At 30.2% G+C, this 24,499-nt stretch carries 28 protein-coding genes; 20 read left to right on the forward strand and 8 right to left on the reverse strand.

Annotated features, from left to right (window positions below; all coding sequences use genetic code 11):
• Positions 1-18: 18 nt before the first annotated feature.
• From HMPREF3186_RS09320 to HMPREF3186_RS01020, 3 genes are all read left to right on the forward strand, one after another.
• Positions 19-513, forward strand: a complete 495-nt coding sequence (locus HMPREF3186_RS09320) for a hypothetical protein (RefSeq protein WP_231724132.1) — start codon at positions 19-21, stop codon at positions 511-513.
• Positions 467-829, forward strand: a complete 363-nt coding sequence (locus tag HMPREF3186_RS09325) for a hypothetical protein (protein ID WP_231724133.1) — start codon at positions 467-469, stop codon at positions 827-829. Before HMPREF3186_RS09320 ends, HMPREF3186_RS09325 begins: the two co-directional genes overlap by 47 nt.
• Positions 830-919: 90 nt before the next feature.
• Positions 920-1,780, forward strand: a complete 861-nt coding sequence (locus HMPREF3186_RS01020) for a S66 family peptidase (protein WP_060913515.1) — start codon at positions 920-922, stop codon at positions 1,778-1,780.
• A 17-nt stretch (positions 1,781-1,797) separates the two neighbouring features.
• Here HMPREF3186_RS01020 and HMPREF3186_RS01025 read toward each other — a convergent pair whose 3' ends face one another.
• Positions 1,798-2,661, reverse strand: a complete 864-nt coding sequence (locus HMPREF3186_RS01025; protein ID WP_060913516.1) for an NAD(P)-dependent oxidoreductase — start codon at positions 2,659-2,661, stop codon at positions 1,798-1,800.
• A gap of 208 nt (positions 2,662-2,869) precedes the next feature.
• Between HMPREF3186_RS01025 and HMPREF3186_RS09115 the strand changes: the two genes are divergently transcribed.
• Complete coding sequence (locus HMPREF3186_RS09115) at positions 2,870-3,079, forward strand: hypothetical protein (protein ID WP_269446624.1); 210 nt, start codon at positions 2,870-2,872, stop codon at positions 3,077-3,079.
• A 19-nt stretch (positions 3,080-3,098) separates the two neighbouring features.
• Here HMPREF3186_RS09115 and HMPREF3186_RS01030 read toward each other — a convergent pair whose 3' ends face one another.
• Entirely contained in the window at positions 3,099-3,962 is an 864-nt protein-coding gene (locus HMPREF3186_RS01030) for an NAD(P)-dependent oxidoreductase (RefSeq protein WP_060913517.1), read from the reverse strand.
• A 161-nt stretch (positions 3,963-4,123) separates the two neighbouring features.
• Between HMPREF3186_RS01030 and HMPREF3186_RS01035 the strand changes: the two genes are divergently transcribed.
• The 4 genes from HMPREF3186_RS01035 to HMPREF3186_RS01050 all read left to right on the forward strand — a co-directional run bounded on the left by HMPREF3186_RS01035 (position 4,124) and on the right by HMPREF3186_RS01050 (position 7,160).
• Positions 4,124-5,026, forward strand: coding sequence for a 1,4-dihydroxy-2-naphthoate polyprenyltransferase (locus tag HMPREF3186_RS01035; RefSeq protein WP_060913518.1), 903 nt, complete (start codon positions 4,124-4,126; stop codon positions 5,024-5,026).
• Positions 5,027-5,113: 87 nt separating this feature from the next.
• Positions 5,114-5,620, forward strand: coding sequence for a YceD family protein (locus HMPREF3186_RS01040; RefSeq protein WP_060913519.1), 507 nt, complete (start codon positions 5,114-5,116; stop codon positions 5,618-5,620).
• A 32-nt stretch (positions 5,621-5,652) separates the two neighbouring features.
• A complete protein-coding gene (gene rpmF, locus HMPREF3186_RS01045) occupies positions 5,653-5,829 on the forward strand; it encodes a 50S ribosomal protein L32 (protein ID WP_003147267.1) in 177 nt (58 codons plus the stop codon).
• Positions 5,830-6,053: 224 nt separating this feature from the next.
• The gene (locus tag HMPREF3186_RS01050; protein WP_060913520.1) at positions 6,054-7,160 is read left to right on the forward strand and encodes a Gfo/Idh/MocA family protein; all 1,107 of its coding nucleotides are present in this window, start codon (positions 6,054-6,056) and stop codon (positions 7,158-7,160) included.
• A gap of 64 nt (positions 7,161-7,224) precedes the next feature.
• Here the strand turns inward: HMPREF3186_RS01050 and asd are convergent, their stop codons facing one another.
• The 3 genes from asd to thrC all read right to left on the reverse strand — a co-directional run bounded on the left by asd (position 7,225) and on the right by thrC (position 10,742).
• Complete coding sequence (asd, locus tag HMPREF3186_RS01055; protein ID WP_060913521.1) at positions 7,225-8,301, reverse strand: aspartate-semialdehyde dehydrogenase; 1,077 nt, start codon at positions 8,299-8,301, stop codon at positions 7,225-7,227.
• An 87-nt stretch (positions 8,302-8,388) separates the two neighbouring features.
• Positions 8,389-9,270 carry a homoserine kinase gene (gene thrB / locus HMPREF3186_RS01060; protein ID WP_004263468.1) on the reverse strand — a complete coding sequence of 294 codons (882 nt, stop codon included), beginning with the start codon at positions 9,268-9,270 and terminating at the stop codon, positions 8,389-8,391.
• Positions 9,270-10,742, reverse strand: a complete 1,473-nt coding sequence (gene thrC, locus HMPREF3186_RS01065) for a threonine synthase (RefSeq protein WP_060913522.1) — start codon at positions 10,740-10,742, stop codon at positions 9,270-9,272. The genes thrB and thrC overlap by 1 nt, the downstream gene beginning before the upstream one ends.
• A gap of 256 nt (positions 10,743-10,998) precedes the next feature.
• Between thrC and HMPREF3186_RS01070 the strand changes: the two genes are divergently transcribed.
• The 3 genes from HMPREF3186_RS01070 (at position 10,999) to HMPREF3186_RS01080 (ending at position 14,287) form a co-directional block, all read left to right on the forward strand.
• Positions 10,999-12,153 (forward strand): homoserine dehydrogenase, encoded by a 1,155-nt coding sequence (locus HMPREF3186_RS01070; protein ID WP_060913523.1) that lies wholly within the window; start codon positions 10,999-11,001, stop codon positions 12,151-12,153.
• A 124-nt stretch (positions 12,154-12,277) separates the two neighbouring features.
• Positions 12,278-13,585 carry an aspartate kinase gene (locus tag HMPREF3186_RS01075; RefSeq protein ID WP_060913524.1) on the forward strand — a complete coding sequence of 436 codons (1,308 nt, stop codon included), beginning with the start codon at positions 12,278-12,280 and terminating at the stop codon, positions 13,583-13,585.
• Between the two features lie 66 nt (positions 13,586-13,651).
• The gene (locus tag HMPREF3186_RS01080; protein ID WP_060913525.1) at positions 13,652-14,287 is read left to right on the forward strand and encodes an NAD(P)H-dependent oxidoreductase; all 636 of its coding nucleotides are present in this window, start codon (positions 13,652-13,654) and stop codon (positions 14,285-14,287) included.
• 48 nt (positions 14,288-14,335) lie between these two features.
• Here HMPREF3186_RS01080 and HMPREF3186_RS01085 read toward each other — a convergent pair whose 3' ends face one another.
• Positions 14,336-14,971 carry a YigZ family protein gene (locus tag HMPREF3186_RS01085; protein WP_060913526.1) on the reverse strand — a complete coding sequence of 212 codons (636 nt, stop codon included), beginning with the start codon at positions 14,969-14,971 and terminating at the stop codon, positions 14,336-14,338.
• 154 nt (positions 14,972-15,125) lie between these two features.
• Between HMPREF3186_RS01085 and HMPREF3186_RS01090 the strand changes: the two genes are divergently transcribed.
• Genes HMPREF3186_RS01090 through HMPREF3186_RS01100 form a run of 3 tightly spaced genes read left to right on the forward strand, consistent with a single transcriptional unit; the run spans position 15,126 to position 16,978 of the window.
• Complete coding sequence (locus HMPREF3186_RS01090; RefSeq protein ID WP_060913527.1) at positions 15,126-15,443, forward strand: PadR family transcriptional regulator; 318 nt, start codon at positions 15,126-15,128, stop codon at positions 15,441-15,443.
• Positions 15,436-16,044 (forward strand): DUF1700 domain-containing protein, encoded by a 609-nt coding sequence (locus HMPREF3186_RS01095; protein ID WP_060913528.1) that lies wholly within the window; start codon positions 15,436-15,438, stop codon positions 16,042-16,044. The genes HMPREF3186_RS01090 and HMPREF3186_RS01095 overlap by 8 nt, the downstream gene beginning before the upstream one ends.
• Positions 16,037-16,978 carry a DUF4097 family beta strand repeat-containing protein gene (locus HMPREF3186_RS01100; protein ID WP_060913529.1) on the forward strand — a complete coding sequence of 314 codons (942 nt, stop codon included), beginning with the start codon at positions 16,037-16,039 and terminating at the stop codon, positions 16,976-16,978. The genes HMPREF3186_RS01095 and HMPREF3186_RS01100 overlap by 8 nt, the downstream gene beginning before the upstream one ends.
• A gap of 108 nt (positions 16,979-17,086) precedes the next feature.
• Here HMPREF3186_RS01100 and HMPREF3186_RS01105 read toward each other — a convergent pair whose 3' ends face one another.
• Positions 17,087-18,274, reverse strand: a complete 1,188-nt coding sequence (locus HMPREF3186_RS01105) for an LCP family protein (protein WP_231724134.1) — start codon at positions 18,272-18,274, stop codon at positions 17,087-17,089.
• Between the two features lie 288 nt (positions 18,275-18,562).
• Between HMPREF3186_RS01105 and mutM the strand changes: the two genes are divergently transcribed.
• From mutM to HMPREF3186_RS01135, 6 genes are all read left to right on the forward strand, one after another.
• Positions 18,563-19,423, forward strand: coding sequence for a bifunctional DNA-formamidopyrimidine glycosylase/DNA-(apurinic or apyrimidinic site) lyase (gene mutM / locus HMPREF3186_RS01110; RefSeq protein WP_060913531.1), 861 nt, complete (start codon positions 18,563-18,565; stop codon positions 19,421-19,423).
• 12 nt (positions 19,424-19,435) lie between these two features.
• Positions 19,436-20,284 (forward strand): YitT family protein, encoded by an 849-nt coding sequence (locus HMPREF3186_RS01115; RefSeq protein ID WP_060913532.1) that lies wholly within the window; start codon positions 19,436-19,438, stop codon positions 20,282-20,284.
• Positions 20,285-20,354: 70 nt separating this feature from the next.
• Positions 20,355-20,687 carry a hypothetical protein gene (locus tag HMPREF3186_RS01120; RefSeq protein WP_060913533.1) on the forward strand — a complete coding sequence of 111 codons (333 nt, stop codon included), beginning with the start codon at positions 20,355-20,357 and terminating at the stop codon, positions 20,685-20,687.
• A 62-nt stretch (positions 20,688-20,749) separates the two neighbouring features.
• Positions 20,750-21,301 carry a ribonuclease M5 gene (rnmV, locus tag HMPREF3186_RS01125; protein WP_060913534.1) on the forward strand — a complete coding sequence of 184 codons (552 nt, stop codon included), beginning with the start codon at positions 20,750-20,752 and terminating at the stop codon, positions 21,299-21,301.
• Complete coding sequence (gene rsmA / locus HMPREF3186_RS01130) at positions 21,301-22,161, forward strand: 16S rRNA (adenine(1518)-N(6)/adenine(1519)-N(6))-dimethyltransferase RsmA (RefSeq protein ID WP_060913535.1); 861 nt, start codon at positions 21,301-21,303, stop codon at positions 22,159-22,161. The genes rnmV and rsmA overlap by 1 nt, the downstream gene beginning before the upstream one ends.
• 10 nt (positions 22,162-22,171) lie before the next feature.
• Complete coding sequence (locus tag HMPREF3186_RS01135; protein WP_060913536.1) at positions 22,172-22,453, forward strand: nucleotide pyrophosphohydrolase; 282 nt, start codon at positions 22,172-22,174, stop codon at positions 22,451-22,453.
• Between the two features lie 110 nt (positions 22,454-22,563).
• Here HMPREF3186_RS01135 and HMPREF3186_RS01140 read toward each other — a convergent pair whose 3' ends face one another.
• Positions 22,564-23,778, reverse strand: a complete 1,215-nt coding sequence (locus HMPREF3186_RS01140; RefSeq protein WP_060913537.1) for an MFS transporter — start codon at positions 23,776-23,778, stop codon at positions 22,564-22,566.
• Positions 23,779-24,499 lie beyond the last annotated feature (721 nt).

Genomic DNA, 24,499 nt, shown 5'->3' on the forward strand with positions numbered 1-24,499 from the left:
CAATCAGTTGTTGGTATTTTGAAAAAATATGCTCCGACTGTATATTATACAGTTGATAATAGCGAAGGAAATGATAAAGTTTATTTCCGCTTAGGTGGATATTTAACAGATCGCAAGGTCAATGGAATTAATGAAATTATCGGTTCTTATAAGGTTGATGCTGGAAAATTAACATCAACAGGTGACGATTTAGGTAAAGTAGGTTCTAAAATCAATGATGGTGATTTAACCTGGAAGCAGCTTAACTTAAATAATAAAGTGCATGACAAAGATGCTGCAAAAGCAGTTGCTAATAAATTCTTCGCTGTTGATCTTGGAGGAGGAGTAGATAGTATGTTAGGTATTTTTGCATATTCTTCTGATTTTAGTAAGCATGTTACAGATGCTCAATTAGGACTTACAGTTGTTCCAATGTCATTAGCTGAAATTACTGATATGTATAATGCTGCAACTTCAGATACATACAATGCGGATCAGGTTTATAAAAAAAGTTTCAGGATTAAAACAAGCTAAGTATAGAGAAGTTGATGACAGCTATAAAGGTAATGAATCTAAGTATAATAAGAGTATTGGTAATGGGGAGGTTCTTTACTTCAAGAAAGATAAAATGTATCTAGCAGCCTTTGGAGGAATTGGTGGAGCTATGGGAATGACCTTAACGTCACCAGATAAATGGACTGAAGAAGGAGATAAAATAATAATCCCATTAATAAACAATTTTGAAGGTGGGAAAATTAAGGGGCAAATGGTTCTTCGATTAAATAATAAAGTATATGAAGGTGGTCAAAGCCGTTCTAAATACTACATCGAAAGTCGAACAAATAATTAATACTAAAAAATAAATGGAAAGATAGGATTTATTCCTGTCTTTTCTTATACATATTAAAATAATCTTTATGATGAGGAAAATTAGTAAGGTATGATATTAAATAGAAATGATAAAATAGCGTTGGTAGTATGTTCAAATGGAAAAAATATTGAAGATAAAGGTAGATTAGAAAAATTAGAGGATATTTTAGTAAAGATGGGTTTAGTACCTATCTTTACTAAATATATCTACAAAGATAAGGTTGGACGTGGAGCAAAAGTACAGGTTCGAGCTGAGGAGTTAATGTCCTTTTATAAAAATAAAGAAATAAAAGCAATTTTTGATATTTCTGGTGGAGATATTGCAAATGAGGTATTAGATTATTTAGACTATGATGCAATAAAAAGAAATTATAAACCCTTCTTTGGTTATAGTGATTTAACAACAATTTTAAATGCTTTGGGTAGCCAAACAAATGAAGTGAATTACTTGTATCAAATACTAAACATTATTGAGAGTACAGAAATCAGAGATAGCTTTGAAAATACTTTTATGAAAAATGAACAGACTCTATTAGATGTAAAATGGAAATTTCTACAAGGTAGTAGTGTGGAAGGTGAAGTAATCGGGGGAAATATTAGATGTTTTCTAAAATTAGCAGGTACTAGATATTTTCCTAAAGTAGAAAATAAGATTCTATTTATCGAAGGATTAGGAACTTCTATAGAGGGATTAGCTACACATCTTGCACAGTTAAAGCAGATTGGAGTTTTTGATAAAATTTCAGGATTATTAATAGGAACTTTTACAAAAATTGAAAAAGAATTTTCTGTAGAGGAACTATTTGAACTTGTAAAAGAATATATTCCTGAACATTTACCTGTAGCTAAAACAAGTGAAGTAGGACATGCAAAAGATTCTAAAGTATTGGGAATCGGTGGAATGATAAATATGAAAAATGAGTTGGTATAAAACCAACTCATTTTTCATTAAATATCATACCATTTAGCGATGGCTTGTGTTCCGTTTGTTTTACGGACTTTTTCCTCTAATTCATTATATACTTTGTATGTTGTTTCAAGCCCTGGAAGTTTGATATTCATTTTTTCACATTCTTCTAAAGCAAGTTTCATATCTTTTATAAAATGGTGTACAAAAGATCCTGGTTTGTAATCTCCTTTTAAAATACGGGGAGCATATGAAGTCATTGAGAAACTTCCTCCAGAACCTGTTGATACTGTTTTAAAGAAAGATTCTAAGTCAAGATCAACTTCTTTTGCAAATTTTAAGCTTTCAGCAACGGAAACCATAGTTGTAGCTATAGCTATTTGATTGGCAAGTTTTGTATATTGCCCTTTACCAGCTTCACCAAAATATGTAATATTTGTCCCTAGTTTTTCAACAAGTGGTAGGACAATTTCTTCATATGTTTTTTTGTCTCCACCAGCCATGATTGATAGAGTAGCATTTCTTGCTCCTATATCCCCACCAGTTACTGGAAGATCTAATGCATATGCCCCTATTTTCTCAAATTCATTAGTAATTTTTTGAGCTAAAGTAGGAGATGATGTCGTCATATCCACAAATACTTGTCCTTTTTTAGCTGTTTTAATTAGTCCGTTTTCTCCTAAGTAAACATCTTCAACATCTTTAGGATAACCTACTATGGTAAAGATTACATCAGCAAATAGCGGTGCTTCTTTTGCTTCTTTAAGTAGAGTAGCCCCACGTCTTACTAAATTATCTGTTTTACTTTTTGTTCTGTTGAAAACAAAAAGCTCATGTCCAGCATCAATTAAATGTCCGGCCATACTGTTCCCCATTACTCCAGTTCCAATCCATGCAATTTTCATATTTTATTCCTCCTATATAAAATTAATTTATTCTTTAATTATATCATATAATTTTAAAATATCATTTTTTATGCTCTTAGAAGTTTATTTTACATGATTTTAGGTTTTGATGAAGTTTTAATTTTTAAGTTTACATAAAATTTTATTTATTTTATTAAAATTATTCAAAAGAAGAGTCTTTGTTACACATCTTACATAGTTATATCAAATTGAAGTTTTTGATAAAATTTCAGGATTATTAATAGGAACTTTTACAAAAATTGAAAAAGAAATTTCTGTAGAGGAACTATTTGAACTTGTTCAAGAGTATATTCCATCTTCTTTAGCAGTAGCTAAAACACAAGAAGTCGGACATGCGAAAAACTCTAAAGCACTAAAAATTGGAGAGAAAATATATATTAAAAATGAGTTGATCTAGCTGATCAACTCATTTATTTTTATAGTTTATACCATTTTGAAATTGCTTGAGTTCCATTTGTGTTACGAACTTCTTCTTCTAATTCGTTGTAAATTTTATATGCTGTCTCAAGACCAGGTAGTTTAATGTTCATTTTTTCACATTCTTCTAAAGCTAGTTTCATATCTTTAATAAAGTGATGAGTAAAGAATCCAGGTTTAAAATCTTTATTCAAGATACGTGGTCCGTATGAAGTCATTGAGAAGCTTCCACCTGAACCTGTTGATACTGTCTTGAAGAATGAGTCTAAGTCTAAACCAACTTCTTTGGCGAATTTAAAGCTCTCAGCGACAGAAATCATAGTTGTAGCTATTGCAATCTGATTGGCAAGTTTTGTATATTGCCCCTTACCAGCTTCACCAAAATATGTAATATTTTTACCTAGTTTTTCAACTAGTGGAAGAACAACTTCTTCGAATTCTTTCTTATCTCCCCCAGCCATAATTGATAAAGTAGCATTTTTTGCTCCAACATCTCCACCTGTTACAGGAAGATCAAGTGCGTATGCACCAACTTTTAGAAATTCATTACTAATTTTTTCAGCTAGAGTAGGAGAAGAAGTAGTCATATCTACAAATACTTGACCTTTTTTAGCTGTTGTAATAAGTCCGTTTTCACCTAAATAAACTTCTTCAACATCTTTAGGGTAACCTACTATTGTAAATACTACATCAGCAAATTTAGGTGCGTCTTTTACTTCGTTAAGAAGTGTAGCTCCACGACTTACTAAGTTATCAGTTTTACTCTTTGTTCTGTTGTAGACGAAAAGTTCGTGACCAGCATCCATAAGGTGACCAGCCATACTTTCTCCCATAACTCCAGTTCCAATCCATGCAATTTTCATAGGGAATGCCTCCAATAAATAGTTTTATGTTCTTTAATTATATCACAAATTGATGAAAACGCTATGCTAAATGATTATAGATAGAAGGAAAGAAATTTAATATCATAGCACTTCAAAATATGGTATAATATTCAAGGTAAGAAGATAACTAGGAGGATATTGTGAATAAAAGTAAATTAAAAGAATTTTTCATGTGTACAAGACCACATAGTTATCCAGCATCAATAGCACCAGTCTTATTTGGCGCTACTTATGCTTTAGGATATGAGATTAAGTTTTCGATTTTAAAATTTATTTTGTTTTTACTGGCATGTCTATTGATTCAAGCAGCAACTAACCTGTTTAATGAATACTATGATTATAAGCATGGTTTGGACAAAATTGATTCTGAGGGGATTTCTGGTTCGATAGTGAAGGGGAATCTAAGTCCTAGAGAAGTTATGGTAGGTGCATTGGTATTATATGCACTAGCTTTTGTACTGGGATTAATTTTGACTTTTATAACTAGTTTTTATGTACTACTGGTAGGGCTAGTATGTATGCTTGCTGGATATTTTTATACAGGTGGAAAGTATCCTATAGCTTATTCTCCTTTTGGAGAAGTTGTTTCTGGATTCTTTATGGGAACAATAATTATTGCTTTATCTTTTTACTTTCAAACTGGATATGTAAATACTGATATTATTGTAGTTTCAATACCTTTGTTTATTATGATTGGAGCTATTTTATTAGCGAATAATATCCGTGATTTAGATAATGATAAAGAATCAGGAAGAAGAACTTATGCGATATTAGTCGGAAGAAATAATGCTATTAAAACAATGGCAATTAGCTTTATCGTAGTATATTTATTAAATGTTTTATTTATAATTACTAAATATGCTTCATGGTGGAATCTACTGGTGTTTGTTACTATTCCTTTAGCGATAAAAATAATTAAAGGTTTTAGTGAGAATAATCATAAAAAAACAATGGCGCCATTCATGGTGTTAACAGCTAAGTTAACGATTTTTGTAGGATTCATAATGTCGTTAGCGAATATACTGAAATATTTAATGAACTAAAAAAAATATAAAAAGAGTCAACTTTTTTTGTTGACATCTTAAAGTAAAAGATATATAATAAATAATGTGTTTATGAGGTGATATTTAATGAAATGGTTAAGATCTTCGTTATTCAAAAATAATAGTGATACTTTTGTTTTTGAAGAAAATATAAATGTTAAAGTAGAACACTATGATAACTCTCTAAAAGATATTAGAGATGTTGTTGTTAGTGGAAAATTAACTCGAGGTGGACAAGATAAAATCTATGCCTATCTATTAATTAAAGGAAACTTCGAAATGATTTCAGGAAAAACACTTAAAGAAGTGGTGGTTCCATTTGAAATTGAAGAGAGAGAAGAATACGTTGATAAGTCTGTATTTGCAGGCGAAGAGGTATTCGACGTTAATTTAATGGATATGTATATTGACTTAACACCTTTAGTAAATGAGCTTATAATTTTAAATATTCCAATAACTACTTCTGATGAAGAAGAGTTAGAAATGGTTTCTGGTAATGACTGGGAAGTGGTTTCTGAAGAATCTTTAACTGATGTTAAAGAAAAGAAAGAATCACCATTTGCGGCTCTTAATGGATTATTTAAAGAACAATAAGAATTATTTAAAATAATTGGAGGAAATTAACTATGGCAGTTCCTTTTAGAAGAACATCAAAAACAGCTAAAAGAAAAAGAAGAACTCACAAAAAACTATCTGCACCATCAATTACTATCGATGCAACAACTGGTAACTACGTAATGGGTCACCGTGTTGATAGAAAAACTGGTATGTACAAAGGTAGACAAGTTCTAGACGTTAAATAATTTAAATATTACCAAACCCTAAGGAGGTGTCCTTAGGGTTTTTTTATGTTTAAAATTAAGTTAAGTAAATGAAATATATGAGATTTGCATTTAAAGATTTAAATTTATATTAAAAATGAATAGAAAATAAATCTTTAAATTTGTATTAGTAAGTTGTATAATAAATATAAGGATATAGAATATTATTTCTTAATTGTTTAGGAATATGAAAAGAGGACTTTATTATGACAAATTATGGAATTGTTGGAACAGGTTATTTTGGTGCAGACTTAGCGCGTTCATTAGAGAAAATAAAAGATGCGAAGGTGACTGCAGTTTTTGATCCGGAAAATGGAGAGAAAGTTTCTAGGGAGCTTAATGCAAAAAATTGTTTGTCGTTGGAAGAGTTGGTTGGTCTAGATGAGGTAGATTGTGTTATCGTCGCAACACCTAGTAATTTACACCGTGAACCTGTAGTGTTAGCGGCTAGAAATGGAAAACATGTGTTTTGTGAGAAACCAATTTCTTTATCGTATGAAGATTGTAAGGTTATGGTTGAGACTTGTAGAGAAAATAACGTGATTTTTATGGCGGGTCATATTATGAATTTTTTTAATGGAGTACGTCACGCAAAAGAATTGATTAAGCAAGGGAAAATTGGGGATGTAATATTTTGTCATGCTGCAAGAACAGGATGGGAAGAAAAACAAGAAACTGTTTCTTGGAAAAAAATTCGATCACAATCTGGAGGACACTTATACCATCACATTCATGAACTTGATTGTATTCAATTTATTATGGATGGTCTACCTGAGCAAGCAACTATGATAGGCGGAAATGTATGTCATGTCGGTGAAAATTTTGGTGATGAAGATGATTTCTTAATAGTTAATCTGGAATTTTCTAATAAACGATATGCAGTACTTGAATATGGGAATGCATTTAGATGGGGTGAACATTATGTCCTTATAGAAGGTACAAAAGGAGCTATAAAATTAGATTTATATAATACTAAAGGTACTTTAAGAGTAGTGGGAGAAGGAGAGAGTTATTTCTTAATCCATGAATCAAAAGAAGAAGATGATGATAGAACGGCTATTTATACAGGTAGAGGAATGGACGGAGGAATAGCTTATGGAAATCCTAATGTACGTTGTCCACTTTGGTTACAAAGCTGTATAGATAAAGAAATGTTGTATTTGCATAATATTTTGAATGGAGAAAAAGTATCAAAAGAATATGAAAAACTATTAAATGGTGTCGCAGCTCTAGAGTCAATTGCGACTGCTGATGCATGTACATTGTCTTTAAAAGAAAATAGAAAAGTAGAGTTGAGAGAAATAGTGAAATAGAAAATAAGAGACTAATAAAAACAATACTCCAAGAGAAAATCTCTTGGAGTATTGTTTTATAATATTAATCTAAGTATCCTAATTTTTTAATTAATTCTGCAGTTAATACAGCTCCACCAGCTGCTCCACGTAATGTATTGTGAGAAAGTCCTACGAATTTGTAGTCAAATAGGTTATCTTCACGAAGACGACCTACAGTTATTTGCATACCTTTTTCGTTATCACGATCTAGAACCGGTTGTGGACGATCGTTTTCTTCATAATATTTAATGAATGGAGTTGGTGCTAGTGGTAATTCATGTTTAGCAATTTCAGGAACATGATTTTTAATTTTTTCAACTAAAGTTTCTAGTCCAGGGTTATTTTCTAAATTGAATGATACACAAGCAAGGTGTCCGTCAAGAACTGGAACACGAATACATTGAGCTGAAAGTTTCATAGAATCATCTGGAACGATTTTCCCATCAACTACTTTACCAAAGATTTTAAGTGGTTCTTTTTCACTTTTCTCTTCTTCTCCTCCGATGTAAGGGATGATATTTTCTACCATTTCAGGCCACTCATTGAAAGTTTTTCCGCTTCCAGAGATAGCTTGATAAGTACAGATAGAAGCTTCTTTAACACCGTACTCTTTAATTGCTTCAAAGATAGGTACATAACTTTGAATTGAACAGTTAGGTTTTGTAACGATGAATCCTTTTTTAGTTCCAAGACGTTCTCTTTGTGCAGGAAGAACATCTAGGTGTGCTGAGTTAATCTCTGGAATAATCATCGGTACATCATCTTTGTTACGGTTAGCAGAGTTGTTAGATACAACAACAACTTCACGTTTAGCGTAGTCTTCTTCAAGTTTGATTAAAGCTTCTTTATCAAGGTTGATGGCACAGAATACCATATCAATTCCTTCAGAAACTTCATCAATTTTGTATAAGTCTTCAACAACTAATTCTTTAGTGTATTCAGGAACAGCGTGATCTAATTTCCAACGACTTTCCATAAGCTCTCCATATTTTTTACCAGCAGAACGAGGTGATGCTGCTAATTTTACTACATCGAAGTATGGGTGATTTTCTAATAATACTAATAGGCGTTGACCTACCATTCCTGTTGCCCCAAGTACAGCTACTCTTGATTTTTGCATAATAAATTTCTCCTTTATTTATATAAAATTATTTCAAAATGAACTCCTTCTTTGTAATGAAAGAAGAAGTTCAAAAATTTTAACGTATTAATTTAGAACTACTGTTCCTTCTTTATCAACTTTTAATAAAATTGCTTGCCAGTTGTATTTTAATTTAGCAAGTTCAGTTTTTATTTTTTCAATATTGTTAGTATCGCTAACGATATTCATTAATGTAGAACCACTTCCAGAAATGAAAAATGCTGAACTATCAATTTTTTCACAAATTTCTCTAACTTCGTGATATTCATGTATTATTTCTTTTCTGTAAGGTTCATGGATTTTATCTCCCATAACCTTATTAAGAAGTTCTAAATCATAAGTTTCAAATGCCTTAATAACCGATCCGATACGTGATAACGAGTAGATTGCATCTTGAAGTTTAATTTCTTTTGGCATTACCTTTCTAGCTTCTTCAGTAGAAGTTTCGAAGTTTGGTATTAGTGCCAAGAAGTTAAATCTTTCATCGACTTCGTATCTTACAGTTACCGCTTCTTTACTATCAGTAGTGCAAGATGAACTTAAACTTCCGAAAATAGCTGGCGAAACATTGTCAGGATGTCCTTCGATTTCGTTAGCTATTGTAAAGATTTCTTGTTTATCAATAGGTGTGTCAGTTAATAAGTATGCACCATAAATTCCAGCAACTACACATGTAGAGCTACTACCTAAACCACGGCTAATTGGTACATCATTTTCGATAGATATTCTAACACCTGAAATTTCTTTGTTTAATTTTTTTAGTGTAGTTAGTAATGTTTGATAAACTAGGTTATTTTTATTTGAAAAACGTTCTTCAAATCCGACGAATTCTAGACCGCTGTCTAATTTCTCGAATTTAAAAGTAGTGTAAAGTGTCAAAGCAACACCAAGGCTATCAAATCCACATCCAACATTAGCTGAAGTGGCAGGTACACGAACACTTACCATTATAAATCACCTAGTTTCTCTAAGATGTATTTCTTCATATCTTCTTTATTAATTACATCTTTATGTCTAATTTCTTTTTTATCAAGATCTCTTAAATTCTCAGGGATAACAACTTTTGTTTGTTCATGAAGTTTGTTCATAAGAGTAAACTCATCTTCACCTTGTGTTTCGAATAGAGAAGAGTAGACACTTTCTGTGAATTTATATGGAGATGCTGTTGATAATACAATACTAGCATGCTCATTATCTAAATTATCAAGAAGAACTTTATAGGCTACCGCAGTGTGTGTATCTAGTAGGTAGTTATCTTTTTCATAGATAGCTTTGATAGTTTCTTTAGTTTGTTCGTCATCAGCAAATCCAGCTTGGAATTTATCTTTAATCTTAGCTAGCACGTCACCAGTAACTTCAAAACGCCCAGTTTCTTTTAAATCTTTCATAAGCTTAGCGATATATTCATTATCACAACCGCTAATGTAGTAAAGTAGACGCTCTAAGTTACTAGAAATTAAGATATCCATACTTGGTGATACTGTTTTTAAGAAGTCTCTGTTCTTATCATACACACCAGTCGTTAAGAAATCATAAAGTACATTATTGTTGTTGCTTGCACAGATTAATTTGTTAATAGGTAAACCGATTTCTTCAGCATAGTAACCAGCAAGAATGTTACCGAAATTACCAGTAGGTACAACAAAGTTTACTTTATCATTTAATTTTATTTTATTTGTATTTACTAGGTCTAGGTATGAAACAACGTAATAAACTACTTGAGGAATAAGGCGTCCGATGTTGATTGAGTTTGCACTTGATAACTTAATGTTTTTAGAAAGTAGTTCTTTTTTGAATTCTTCATCAACAAATAGTTCTTTGATTCCACTTTGAGCATCGTCAAAGTTTCCGTGAATTGCACAAACTTTCGTATTTTTCCCTTCTTGAGTTTGCATTTGTGTTTTTTGTACTGTACTTACACCATCGTTAGGGTAGAAGACCATAATTTTTGTTCTATCTACATCCTTGAAACCTTCTAGAGCAGCTTTACCAGTGTCTCCACTAGTCGCTGTTAAGATAAGAATATCATTTTTGTCTTCTACTTTTGTAAGTGCCGTTTTTGTAAGTTGTGGAAGAAGTGAAAGACCTACGTCTTTAAATGCACTAGTTGGTCCGTTGAATAATTCAAGAACATAGCTATCTTTTAATCCTACTAGAGGAGTGATGTTTTCGTGAGAAAATTTACCTCTATATGCTTCCTCAATACATTTTTTAATTTCTTCGTCGCTAAAATCTACAAAAAGTCTTAACACTGCTTCAGCCACTTCGTAATAACTTTTTCCGATTAGTTTTTCTAAGTCTAATTTATTTTTTCCTAAATCTCTTAAAACGAAAAGGCCACCTTCTTCACTTAAACCTTGAAGAATAGCTTCACTTGGATTTAATTTTCTATTAATATCTCTTGTACTTTCGTAAATCATTTAAAATCTCCTTGCTTTATCGTTGTATATATGATACAATGTTCTTTGTAAAAATACAAGTGTTTTTTATAAAAAGAACTTTAATTTTTTTTATAACTATAATTTTACACCAAAATAGGTTATAAAAACAGTCGAAATAATCAAAAAATTGAAATTTTTTGAAAATTCTTGATATTAAATAATTGACATAAGAAAATTACTTGTTAAACTTTTAAATAAAATTGAAAATAAGTATTGAAATTAGGAGAAAATAATAATGAAAATAGCGATTTTAGGATATGGAACTGTAGGTAGTGGAGTTTATGAGATAATAACAAATGGAAATACAGAGGAATTAAAGAAATTAGAAGTGAAGAGTGTTTTTGCAAGAAGCCGTGATAAGATGCATCTAGCTACTGATGATATTAATGAAATTATTAATGATGAAGAAATTTCAGTAGTTGTTGAGTGTCTTGGAGGACTTAACCCTGCGTATGACTTCATTAAAAGATCATTAGAGAATGGGAAACATGTAGTTACAGCAAATAAAGCTGTTGCTGCAAAATATTTAGACGAATTTGTTGAATTAGCTGAGAAAAATAATGTGAAGTTTATTTTTGAAGCTAGTGTAGGTGGAGGGATTCCTTGGCTTGTAAACTTAGAAAGAACTAGACGTGTTGATGATGTAAAACGTGTATATGGTATCTTTAATGGAACAAGTAATTTTATTCTTGATAATATGTATAGAAATGATCAAGAATTTGATTCTACATTAAAAACAGCACAAGATTTAGGCTATGCAGAAGCTGACCCAAGTGCTGATGTAGATGGTGGAGATGTTGTGAATAAGATTATCTTAAGTAACGCACTTGCTTTTGATATTCATGTTCAACCTGATTTCCCTACATATTCTATGAGAAATATTACAAAAAATGATATTGACTACTTAAAGCAATATGATTTAGCTGTTAAATATATTGGAGAAACAAATGTAGAAGGTGGTAAGTATGAAACTTCTGTAATGCTTTCTATTTTTGGGAAAGAATCTCAAGAAGCTGCTGTTCCTCTAAATAACAATATTATTTCTTTAGATGGATCATTTATCGGAGAACTTAAGTTCTATGGACAAGGTGCAGGGAAATTCCCAACAGGAAATGCGATTGTTCAAGATATAGTAGACATTAATGAAGGTTCAACAAGAGTTGATGTTGTAATTAAGAACGACTTATCTTATTCAGAAGAACTGACTAGAAGAAATTATTTAGTTCGTACGTCTGTAGAATTATCAGGGGAACTGGTAGAGAGTGTTGAGCAGTATAAAGGGAATTTCTATGTGAAAACAAAAGAGATTTCATTAAAACAACTTACTAATTTAGTTGATGAAGTGAAAGAAAAAGATAGTAGTTTTGTTGTCGCTAAATTCCATAAATAATAAAATGATTATTGTAAATAAAATTTGGATTTTTCAGAAAATTCATTGATTTTTTTGTAAATAGTTATATAATATATATTAGAAATAGAAAATACAAATAACACAAATAGAAAAAGGAGATAAAATGGTTAGAGTATCAAAATTTGGTGGGAGTTCGGTAGCGAGTGCTGAGCAATTTAAAAAAGTAAAAAATATTGTGGAACTTGATGATGCACGTCGTTTTGTTGTAGTAAGTGCTGTTGGGAAAGCAAATAAAGAAGATAATAAGGTAACAGATTTATTATATTTATGTTATGCTCATACTAAATATAATATAAATTTCGATAATATCTTTAAAATGATTGAAGATAAATTCGTAGCAATCAAAAACGAATTAAACTTAAAATTCGATATTGAAGGAGAACTGGCTAAGTTAAAAGCGGAAATTAGTAAAGGAATCGATGAAGAGTACCTAGTAAGTCGTGGTGAGTATTTAACAGCTTTATTAATGGCTGAATATTTAGGATACCATTTTGTTGATGCTAAAGACTTAATTTTTTACAATTATCAAGGTGAGATTGATTTTGAGAAAACTCAAGAAGCTTTTGATGCTGTTGTAAAAGAATATGATCGCCTGCTTATTCCAGGATTTTATGGAAGTAGACCGAATGGAGAAATTAAGATTATGACTCGTGGAGGAGGAGATGTTAGTGGAGCGATTGTCGCTAATATTGCGAATGCCAGTGTTTATGAGAACTGGACTGATGTATCTGGAATTTTAATGGCAGATCCTCGTATTATAGAAAATCCACACGAGATTAAAGTTATTAGTTATACAGAACTTCGTGAACTTTCATATATGGGAGCAAGTGTACTTCATGAAGAAGCTATCTTCCCAGTACGTGATAAAGATATTCCAATCCAAATTCGTAACACAAATGATCCTACTGCTGAAGGAACTATTATCTCAGATAATAAACACCTTGACGAAAAACAAATTGTTACAGGGATTGCAGGGAAAAAAGATTTCTCAATTATTACGATTAAAAAACGCCACATGGCAAATGAAGTTGGTTTAATTGGGAAAGCACTTAAGATTTTTGAAGACTTTAATGTTAGTATTGAGCATATTCCTAGTGGAATTGACTCATTCTCAGTAGTTGTTGAAACTGGTAATGTGAGACCATTTATTCATGAGTTAGTAGCTAAAATTAAATCTGTTTTAGAAGCGGACGAGATAAATGTAACTCACGAAATTTCGCTTATTGCTACTGTTGGAGAAAAAATGAAAAATACAAAAGGATTATCTGGCAGATTATTCAAAGCTTTAGGAGAAGCTGGGGTAAATATTGCATTGATTTCACAAACTAATGATGAAATTAATATTATCGTAGGTGTTCATAACGATGATTACGAAAAAACTATAAATACTATTTACTCAGAATTTAAGTAAGAATATAGCTTCTTGTCTAGTTTTAGTCAAGAAGCTATTTATTATTATATTATTTGAGGTGATTTTATGAGAATTTTACAGATTATGTGTCATCCAGATTATAACGGAGAGCATAGAGTATCTAATATTTTGGCGAAAATTGGTGAAGATAAATTAATTGAAAAAGGCTTCAGTAGTATAGAAAAGATTAATTTATATGATCCGAGTGTGAATATTCCAGTCATGGATAAGTTTATGTTTAATTATGAAGAAGAAAAATTAACAGAAAAAGAACAACATGATAAAATTAGGCAAAAAGAGATTCTGAATCAATGGAAAAGTGCTGATGCAGTGTTTATTTATATGCCACTTCATAATTTTAACGTAGTATCAAAATTTAAAGACTATGTAGATAATATCGTAATAGTAAATGAGACATTTAAATGTGAGGAAGAATCTCTAATAGGTTTAGATAATTCTAATAAACAAATAACCTTTGTCATAACAAGTGGGGGAGAATTTGACAAGCATATTCAATATACTAATTTGGATTTTGCAGTTCAATATGTGAGAGGAATTTTTAGCGTCCTAGGAATAGACAAAGTTAAAGTTATAAGAGTAGAGGGCTTGGATTTAGCATTTAATAATAAAGAAAAAATAGTAGAGAAGGGTATCTCTGTTTTAAAAGAGTGGATAGATGAATTTTCTAGTAGGAATAAATAATGAAGGTATAAGAGACCGTGAAATATGGTTTCTTGTACCTTCTTGTTTTTATTTAATATCGAATTCAAGTTGTTTTTCTTTAGATGATAGAATTTTGAATTGACCATTTGTTAGGTTAGCAATCCAATTTTCAAAGTTATCATAATCTTCCTGTATTACATAGATTGTATAAACGATTTTGTCGGTATACTCTAAATTATTCACGATGAAATTAGTTTTTCCAATTTCATATTCTATTTTTCCGTTAAGGCTATAGTCTAACTCTAGTCTAACTTCAAATGCATCTTTTCGTTCTACTAACGTTGCATTTTTTAGCGCATTGATTACACCACCACCGTAGGCTCTAACTAAACCACCAGTTCCTAGCTTAGTTCCTCCATAGTATCTGATAACTGTGGCACAAACATTTTTTATTTCATTTTTTACTAGTACGTCTAACATCGGAGCTCCAGCAGTTCCACTAGGTTCACCATCATCGTTAGCACGAGTAATTTCGTTATTGTCACCAAATACATAACAAGAACAGACATGAGTAGCATCGTAATGTTTCTTTTTCATTTTTTGAATAAAATCTCTAGCTTCTTCTTCGCTATTGATTCTAATTAGATGAGTAATAAATGTAGATTTTTTTTCAACAAATTCATCGTATGAATCTTCTTTAATTGTAATAAATTTCTTCGTCATAGTACATCCTTTGTGATTTATAATTTGTTAAATTTACTATATTAATTATGATGTATTATAAATAAAATGTCAATAATTAGAATATATTTCTCACTATACTACTTGACAAATTATACTATGTAATATATAGTATTATGTGAAAGGAGATATTAGTATGGAAGCTCAATTAAAAAGAGGTTTATTGGAAATATGTGTTCTGGCTACTTTACGTAATTCTGAATCATATGGGTATAAAATTATAAAAGATGTTTCAAATGTAATTCCTATATCGGAATCAACGTTATATCCAATCTTAAAACGCTTGGAAGCAAACGATTGTGTTACCTCATATTCGGTAGAACATAATAGTAGACTAAGAAAGTATTATAAAATTACAGATGTTGGTCTCAATAAAATTCAGGAATTTCTTATCGACTGGAAAGTAATAAGTAATGCACATAAATATATATTAGGAGATGAAAAATATGAATAAGACACAGTTTTGCGCTCTTTTGGGAAATAAATTAAAACCATATTTATCGCCAAAAGAGATATATAAAACACTCAATTTTTTCGAAGAAATGATTGATGATCGTATTGATGAGGGCTTAAGTGAAGAAGAAGCTGTATCGCAATTAGGGGATATTAATATCATCGTTGGTCAGATTTTAGATGAACATAATATTGGGAAAAAACAAACAAAACTAGTATGGAGGTTTATACCTCGAAAAATCCCTACAGAGCTCGGCTTTATTATTACCGTATTATTATTTCCTGCTTGGATAACTATATTTTCTCTAGTCGCTAGTCTTTTTATAGTTATTCTGTCTATAATATTTAGTATTGTACTTTCTATTATAGCTATTTTCATTGGTGGAATCTTATTAATATTAAAATCCCCATTTTATCTTATTTACGAAAGAAATATTTCGTATTTCTTAGATACTTTAGGATTTGGATTTGTTATTTCAGGGGCTGGTTTAATTGGTATTTACTGGTTGATAAAAATATATAAAAAATCACGTCAAAATGGTATAAACATCAGAACAATTTTTGTGAAGATTTTCAAAAAAGAGGTGTATATAAATGAATAAATTTATAAAAATTTCTATTAGTTTTATAATTTTTGGATTAGTATTGATAGGATTAGCAACTTACTTAAATAATGGTCATATACCTAGATTTTCTTCTAATTTAGAGAAAAAGAATTATACTGTCTCAATTAATGATGTTAAAAATTTAGATTTAGATATTATTGATTCTGATGTAACCATAGAAGAGAATACTGCTTCTAAAAATATGGAAATAGAATACTATACTGCTCTAGAACGTAAAGTTAATATAGAGCACACAGGAAATAAGTTATCTATAAAAGAAAATAAAAATATTGTGGGTATTAATTTTAATTTCTTTACTGAAAAAAGAAAACTTATTATAAAAATACCTAAATCTTCTAATATCGATATCAATTCAGTTAATAAAATGGGAGATTATTTTATCAAGAATCTAGATGTTAAATCTCTTATAATTAATAGTAAACTAGGTGATGTATATATAACTAATATTTCAGTTTCAGATGCTGATATTAAATTAGCAACTGGAAATTTAAATATAGATAACTTAAATAGTAAAAATAATTCTCTAAAAATTAATGTTGCTACAGGAAATGTTAAATTAAATAATATTAATGATTTAAAAGATATTAGTGTTGATAATAAAACAGGAGATACAGATCTGTCATCATCAATAATAAAAAATATTAATATAACAAATAAACTAGGAAATATTAAGGTAAGTAATCTTCTTAGTGAAAGTTCAGACAATATTAACTTAAAAACAACTACTGGTAATATTACTTTAAGTAATCTTACTGCAAATAATTCTATTACTCTTAAGTCTACTACAGGTGACATCATAGCTGAAATAAATGACGATGAGTCAAATTTCACAAATAGTTCAAATAAAAAGAAACAGTTATTCACTTCTTCGGAAACTGGAACTGTAAATGTAAAATTTTCAAATAAATAATTAATATCCCATCAAAAATAGTTTTTGATGGGATATTAATTATTCTTGGTTATTATTTACGCCGATATTTTGATGAGTATTTGTTGTACCTACAACAGTTGTTATATTTTACTGTTCATTGCTATTGTTATCATTGTTTTTAGTATTACTATTTTCATCAGGTCTATTTTCATTACTTACCGTAATATCATTTTTTAAATCATCTGTTGTAAGTCTTTCAGGAAGATTAGCTAATAAATCTTCAGGAGACATAACCGTAAGGTTTGATACTGGATAATTTTGTGCTAGACGTAAATTATCGATTTTATATTGTTTAAGTCCGATAGATATATGACCTTGATAGTAAATATTTAGTAGATCCGTAGCTTTTGGCAATGGTAAATCAAGGTTGTTTCGTAAAGCTGAAGATGCATAAAGTAGTGATAGTGGTTTTGGATAGTAATAATACACACCACCATAATAAACGTCATAACCATCTATTCTGTGTGATACTATTTCCATATCCTCGTTAATAAACATCTTGATAGCCGAAGAAATTTGAGTTGTAGACAGGTTATGTTCAACATTATCTCCAGCAATATTGATGACCTCATTTATTTTAGTTAAGGCGTTTAGACTTTTAGCTTTATCGATTAAAGCATGGATAGCTTGAAGTTGACGCTGACCACGTTCGATATCACTATCGTAATATCTACTACGAGCAAAAGCAAGTGCTTGTTCACCGTTTAGAGTATGCCATCCTTTTTTTAATTTAACAGTATTTTCTTCACCGTTAGCATTTTGTTCATCCATATCGAAAGGAACGTATAAATCTATTCCACCGAAAGTATCTACTGTTTGTTCAAAGGCTTTAAAGTTGATTAGTACATAAAAGTTTATAGGAGTATGCAATAAGTTTTCTACTGCATTAGTAGTTCCTTTAACATCGTTATAAGCATGTGCGTGAGTGATTTTATCATAGAAATAAGCACTATTGTTATTTTCATCATCTTTTTCTCTCATAAGACTTAGAGAGTCACGTGGGATACTAACCATATCCATACGTTTTTTATCTTTATTAACAGTAGCCAGTATCATTGAATCTGTTCTGCTGTCCTCACGAGTTTGTCCTTGAGCTTTACGATCATCATTCATATCGATACCTAGGATTAATACTGAGAATTTTTTGAAGTTAGGATCAACTTCTTTCAAATAATCTACATTCTTATATCCTTTTTGAGCGGAACTAGAAAAGTTGAAGAATGTATAAGCGGAAAATCCACCTATACCAACTATAACTAGCGCTAAAATTGCCATTAATATTTTTTTAAATCCTCTTTTTTTAGGAGGTTTTTCTCCATTTATAAAAGAGGGTGAACTAATTCTTTTTCGTCTAGACATTTTTTCTTCCATACTATAAAAGACCCCTTTTAATTTACATTTAACTTTATTATTATACTACATATTTTTCTTTGATGCTAGAATAATGAGGTAAAAACTTGTAATTCTTGATTATTATAAATTATATAAATAAATGGAAATCTTTGTAATTTTCAAATATTTGTATTAAAATAAAATAGTAAGTATATAAAATAGGAGTACATTATGCCAGAATTACCAGAGGTTGAAAATATAAAATTTGGTCTAGAAAATAGAGTTATAGATAAAGAAATTGTTGATATAACTTACTCTAATATTGTAAAAAATAGCCATAAAGAAAATAAAATGGCTATAGTGAAGCAAGAACTTAGCTTTTTTTCAGAAAATGTGAAAGGTAAAAAAATAGAAAAATTATCGCGTCGAGGTAAGTATTTATATTTCATATTAAATGAGGGATATATAATTACACATTTTGGAATGACAGGAGCATTCTTTTTAGTTAAGGATATAGCTGAGATTACAAATAAAAATTATTATAATCATCAGCACGTAATTTTTGAATTATCAACGGGAGAAAAGCTAGTTTATAGTGATATTAGAAGATTTGGAGAACTAAGATATATTGATGATGTAACTAAATTCAAACCTTTTGTAAATCTTGCGCCAGAACCATTTGATAAGTCTGCAAAAAAATATTTTTTAAATAAACTGGATGAAAAAAAATATAAAGATCACTCTATAAAAGCATTGCTTCTTGAGGGAAATGTCTTTTGTGGTTGCGGGAATATTTATGATTGTGAGGTATTATATCGCCAAAAAATTCACCCTCTAACTAAAGCAAGTGAACTCTCTAAAAAGAAGAAGGAGAGTTTATTTAAAGAGTTGGTTGATATTTTGGAGCTTGCAATAAAAGAAGGTGGTTCTACTATTTCAGATTATGTTCACGCTGATGGCGGAGAAGGAAATATGCAAAATTTCCATCAAATATATGGGAAAAAAGTTTGTCCTCTAGGTCATGATGTAGAAAATGTTACAATAAAAGGGCGTTCAAGTCACTTTTGTCCTATTTGTCAAAAAATGAAATAAAAAGGAGAATCAATGGAAAGCAGAATAGAATTTTTAAAGAAATATATAAGTATAATTATTGGATCATTAGTTTTTGCGGCGGGATTAGAATTTTTCTTAATTCCAAATAATATTCTAGATGGTGGGGTGATTGGTGTATCTATTATTGCACGTCACTATTTGGGATTACCACTTGGGATTTTCATACTAATATTTAACATTCCATTTTTATATTTGGGATATAAGCAGATAGGTAAAGGATTCGCGATTGCTTCTATTTTTGGTATCGTGGTTTTATCTTTTGCAACCTCATATTTTCATAATTTTCCACCACTTGTTACAGATCCGTTCTTAGCGTGTATTTTCGGTGGGATAATCCTTGGAATAGGAGTAGGGTTAGTAATTAGAAATGGCGGTACGCTAGATGGGAGTGAGATGTTTTCTATCTATGCTACTAAAAAATTACCGATTTCTGTAGGTGAAATGGTCCTTGGGATAAATGTTATTATATTTATTGCTTCTGGATTTGTATTTACATGGGAAGCGGCACTTTATTCGATGATAAGTTATTTTGTTGCGTCTAAAGTAATGGATATCGTTATTGAGGGACTTAATGACTCGAAATCGGTTATGGTTATTACGAGCAACTATCAAGTAATAAGTCAAGAAATTCAAGATCGTTTAGGTCGTGGTGTGACTCTATTACATGGGGAAGGTGGTTATTCAGGGCATGAAACAAAAATCATCTTTTGTGTAATCACTCGTATTGAAGAATCAAAACTTAAAAAAATAGTCTTTAGAAATGATAAGAATGCCTTTCTATCGATTGGAACAGTTAGTGAGGTAAGTGGAGCTAACTTTAAGAAAAAAGATATACATTAATAAAATTTCCTTTGCAGGTTTTTCTGCAGAGGATTTTTTGTGTTATAATGACTATAAAGAGGTGGGTATTATGGAAGAATTATATAATTATCTTACTAAAAGTGAGAAGGTATATTTATTAGAAAGAAGAAAAACGGTAAAATTTTGGCATATACTATTAGACCTTGTGGGCCTTTTATATTTGGCTGGAGCATATGGGGAAGATACAACCTATGATTGTTACTTAGTTAAGTTTGATAAACATTGGGAAATACTAGTATGTAAGAAGGGTAAAGCACAAGAAAAAATTAAGCTTAAAGATAAATTTGAATTAAAAAAGAATTTTCTTTGTGATGGTTATAAGTATAAAGTTCACAATGAAATTACGCATGAAATATACAACTATTTGAAATATTCATGCTAGCATGAGCAAAATTTGTCTAAATATGTTATAATAAACTGATGAATTTATTAAAGGAAAATAAAATGAAAATCAAAGAAATAATAGTAGTAGAGGGAAGAGATGATACCAATAGGGTTAAAGAAGCAATTGATTGTGATACATTTGAAACTAATGGATCTGCCCTAACTAAGAAAAAAATAGAACGCCTAATCTTTCTGGAAAAAACAAGAGGATTAATAGTTTTAACTGACCCTGATTATGCGGGAAAAAGAATTAGAAGTATAATAGAAAAAAATATACCGACAGCAAAACATGCGTATATTTCAAATAAAAAAGCCGTAGATAGTAAAGGGAAAATAGGAATAGAAGCTGCGAGTAAAGAAGATATTATTGCGGCTATAAAAAATCATTATACACCGATGGATGAAGTGAAAAATGATATAAGTAATGAAATATTGATAGAGTTAGGTTTAGTAGGAGGGTCTACTTCAAAAGTTCTAAGAGAAGAACTTTGTGAAAGATTAAATATAGGATATACCAATGCTAAACAACTATTGAATAAATTAAACATGTATAATATTTCTAAAGAACGTTTATTAGACGAAATGACAAAAATTAGTAAAGGATTAAAATAATGATAGGAACACCTAAGAAAACTTTTGAGATACTAAAAAAACACGGATTCACGTTTAAGAAGAGTTTAGGACAAAACTTTTTAATAGATGCGAATATCTTAAATAGAATTGTAGACGGAGCTGGAGTAAATGGGAATGTAGGAGTAATAGAGATTGGACCAGGGATTGGTTCTCTTACAGAAGCTTTAGCTAAAAAAGCTAAGAAAGTAATATCATTTGAAATTGATGGTAGACTTTTACCGATTTTATCTGAGACACTTGCTGATTATCCTAATGTTGAGATTATTAATAATGACATCTTAAAAGTTGATGTTGATAAAATAATCGCTGAGAAGATGTCAGATTGTGAAAAAATTATGGTAGTAGCAAACTTACCATACTATATCACAACTCCAATTTTAACTCATTTAATCGAGAATACTGAGAAAATCGATGGTTATGTAGTTATGATGCAGAAAGAAGTTGCTAATAGATTAAATGCGAAAGTAGGAACAAAAGATTACAACTCATTAACGATTTTATTAAATTACTACACTGATGTTGAGTATCTATTTACTGTACCGAAAAAAGTATTTGTACCTGCACCGAATGTTGAGAGTGCAGTTGTAAAAATCATGACAAAAGAAACTAGAGAATTTGAAACAGATGCTAAGTTCTTTAAATTCGTACGCTCATGTTTTGTACAACGCAGAAAGACTTTATTAAATAATTTAATTTCAAGTTATGGTAAGGACAAAAAACAAGACTTACAAAATGCTTGTGTGGACAGTGATATTGAGCCGGGTAGAAGGAGTGAAACTCTAAGTTTAGCAGAATTTTATAACCTATATAATAATTTAACAAATAATAGTTTAATCTAAGGAATAAAATATGGAAGAACTAAAAACTATAATAACGGAATTTAGAGAAAAAAGAGGATGGGAAAAGTATGATACTTTAGAAAGATTTTCTAAAAGTATTTCAATAGAAGCGGCAGAATTATTAGAACATTTTCAATGGAATGAAGATGGGGATAATATTCAAGAGATAAAAGATGAACTTGCAGATGTACTAATTTACGCTCTTGCAATGTGTTATCATCTAAATGAGGATCCTAAGAAGATAATAAAAGAAAAATTAGTAGATGTCGCAAGACGATATCCAGAAAAATAAAGAGAAAGAGGTGTGAGTGGTGCTCAGACCTCTTTTATGCAATATGAAAATTAATCTATATAAAAAAAGTAGCCCTTCATTAGGACTACTTTTTAATGATTTTAATATTACTATCGACTAGTTTTAGTTTTTAAGACACGTACTTCTTTACCTTTGTAGAACATTGCGTAAAGAACTGTAACTCCAATAGTGATTACTGCACAAAGGATGTAGATTCCTCTATATGAAAGAATTCCGTGAACAGTACCTAGTGCGTAAGGTCCAAATCCAAGACCAAGGTCTAATCCGATGAAGTAAGTAGAAAGAGCAATACCTACTTTAGTAGAATCAACAAGTTTTAAACAAACTGCTTGTCCATTTGACATGAATGTTCCATAACCTAAACCGATTAATGCACCAGAGAATAGTAACATGAAGCTACCATTTGTGAAACTTAACATTAATAAACCTAAAGTTAAGAATACGAAACTTGGGTACATAACTGCATTTTCACCACGTGCATCAAAGATACGACCTGCAAATGGACGTGTGGCTGTAATAATTAATGCATATACTACAAAGAAGAAAGCACCTGCAGTAGATAAGTTTAAGCTATCAGCATAAATTGATAAGAATCCTAGTACACTTGAATATGCTAAACCTATTAAGAAGGCTACAGTAGAGATAAATAATACTCTGTATTCAATAAATGTATTTAATGACCAACTGTTTAGTAATTTTTTTTGTTTTTCATCTAACTGAATATTTTTCACTGGGAATAAGAAGCAAGCTATAGTAACCGCAACTGATAATACAATTGCCAAGATGATAACTGCGTTGAATCCAGTAATTGGTAGTAATAACATACCGATAAATGGTCCGATAGCAGCGGCTAAACTTGTGCTTAAACCATAGTAGTTAATACCTTCACCATTACGTGTTTTTGGAATATATGCTGTAACGATTGCGTTTGCTGCAGTAGAAATAGTTCCATAAGCAAATCCATTTAAGAAACGAACAGTATCTAAAATAATAATGTTTGATGAAATTAAATATGCAGCAGTTGTAATTAAGTAAATTAAAGCACCAAATCGTAAGATCTCTTTACGACCGATGATTTCTAATTTTTTACCGATATAAAGACGAGCGACAAGTGTTCCAATAATATAGATACCTGCGGCAAAACCTGCTTGTGCTGCAGTAGCACCTAATTCAGCAGTTGCATATTTTGCTGTAATAACTACAAAACAATAATAAATTAAAAATACGATAAAGTTAATTGTAGTTATTGTAATAAATCCTTTATTAAATAATTTTTCTCTTTCTATAGCTGAATGGCTATCCATAAAAATTCTCCTAACTTATTTTTTAATAATATATATTAATAATACTCCTATGAAAATATATTTTCAAGTGTAAATTTTCATAAAATTGATATATTTTCAATTTTATTTTCATGAAAAATATAATCAATGAGAAGTAATATATTCTCTATATGTAACAGTATTATCAGTGGTTTAGAAGATATATTGATTTTAAAATACTAATTTTATAATTATGAAAACGACTTATTTTCATAGTTTTCAAAAATAAGTTTGAATGTGAATAGATATAAGCAGTACAGAAATATAAAATAAAGTTGGGTTAATATATTTATAATATTTCTTGAAAATAGTTTATCATGAGGGGATTAAGTAGTATAGTTTTACATAATGAAATATAGTGTTTTTTGAATTATCAGAATTTTTATATTTTTTTTGAAAAAACATATTGACAATAAAAAAAAGTGTTGCTATAATGTAAACAAGAATTAAACGTAAAGGAGAAAAAAGATTTATGAAACTGTATCAAGTTGACACGCTACAATTAAATATTCGTTGGCAAAGCCACTAGATACTGAGTCGATCTTGTTTCTTTTTGACATAGATACGGCTCTCAGGTGAGAAGTAAGTATCTATGTGGATTATTTGTGATGGAAAAATCGAGGCCACATAGAAATATCTAGGTGGTTTTTTATATTTATTATTAAAAATTATACGTAAGGACCACTAGATATACGCTAGTGGT

The sequence above is a fragment of the Gemella haemolysans genome (genome assembly GCF_001553035.1).
GTDB lineage: Bacteria > Bacillota > Bacilli > Staphylococcales > Gemellaceae > Gemella > Gemella haemolysans_B.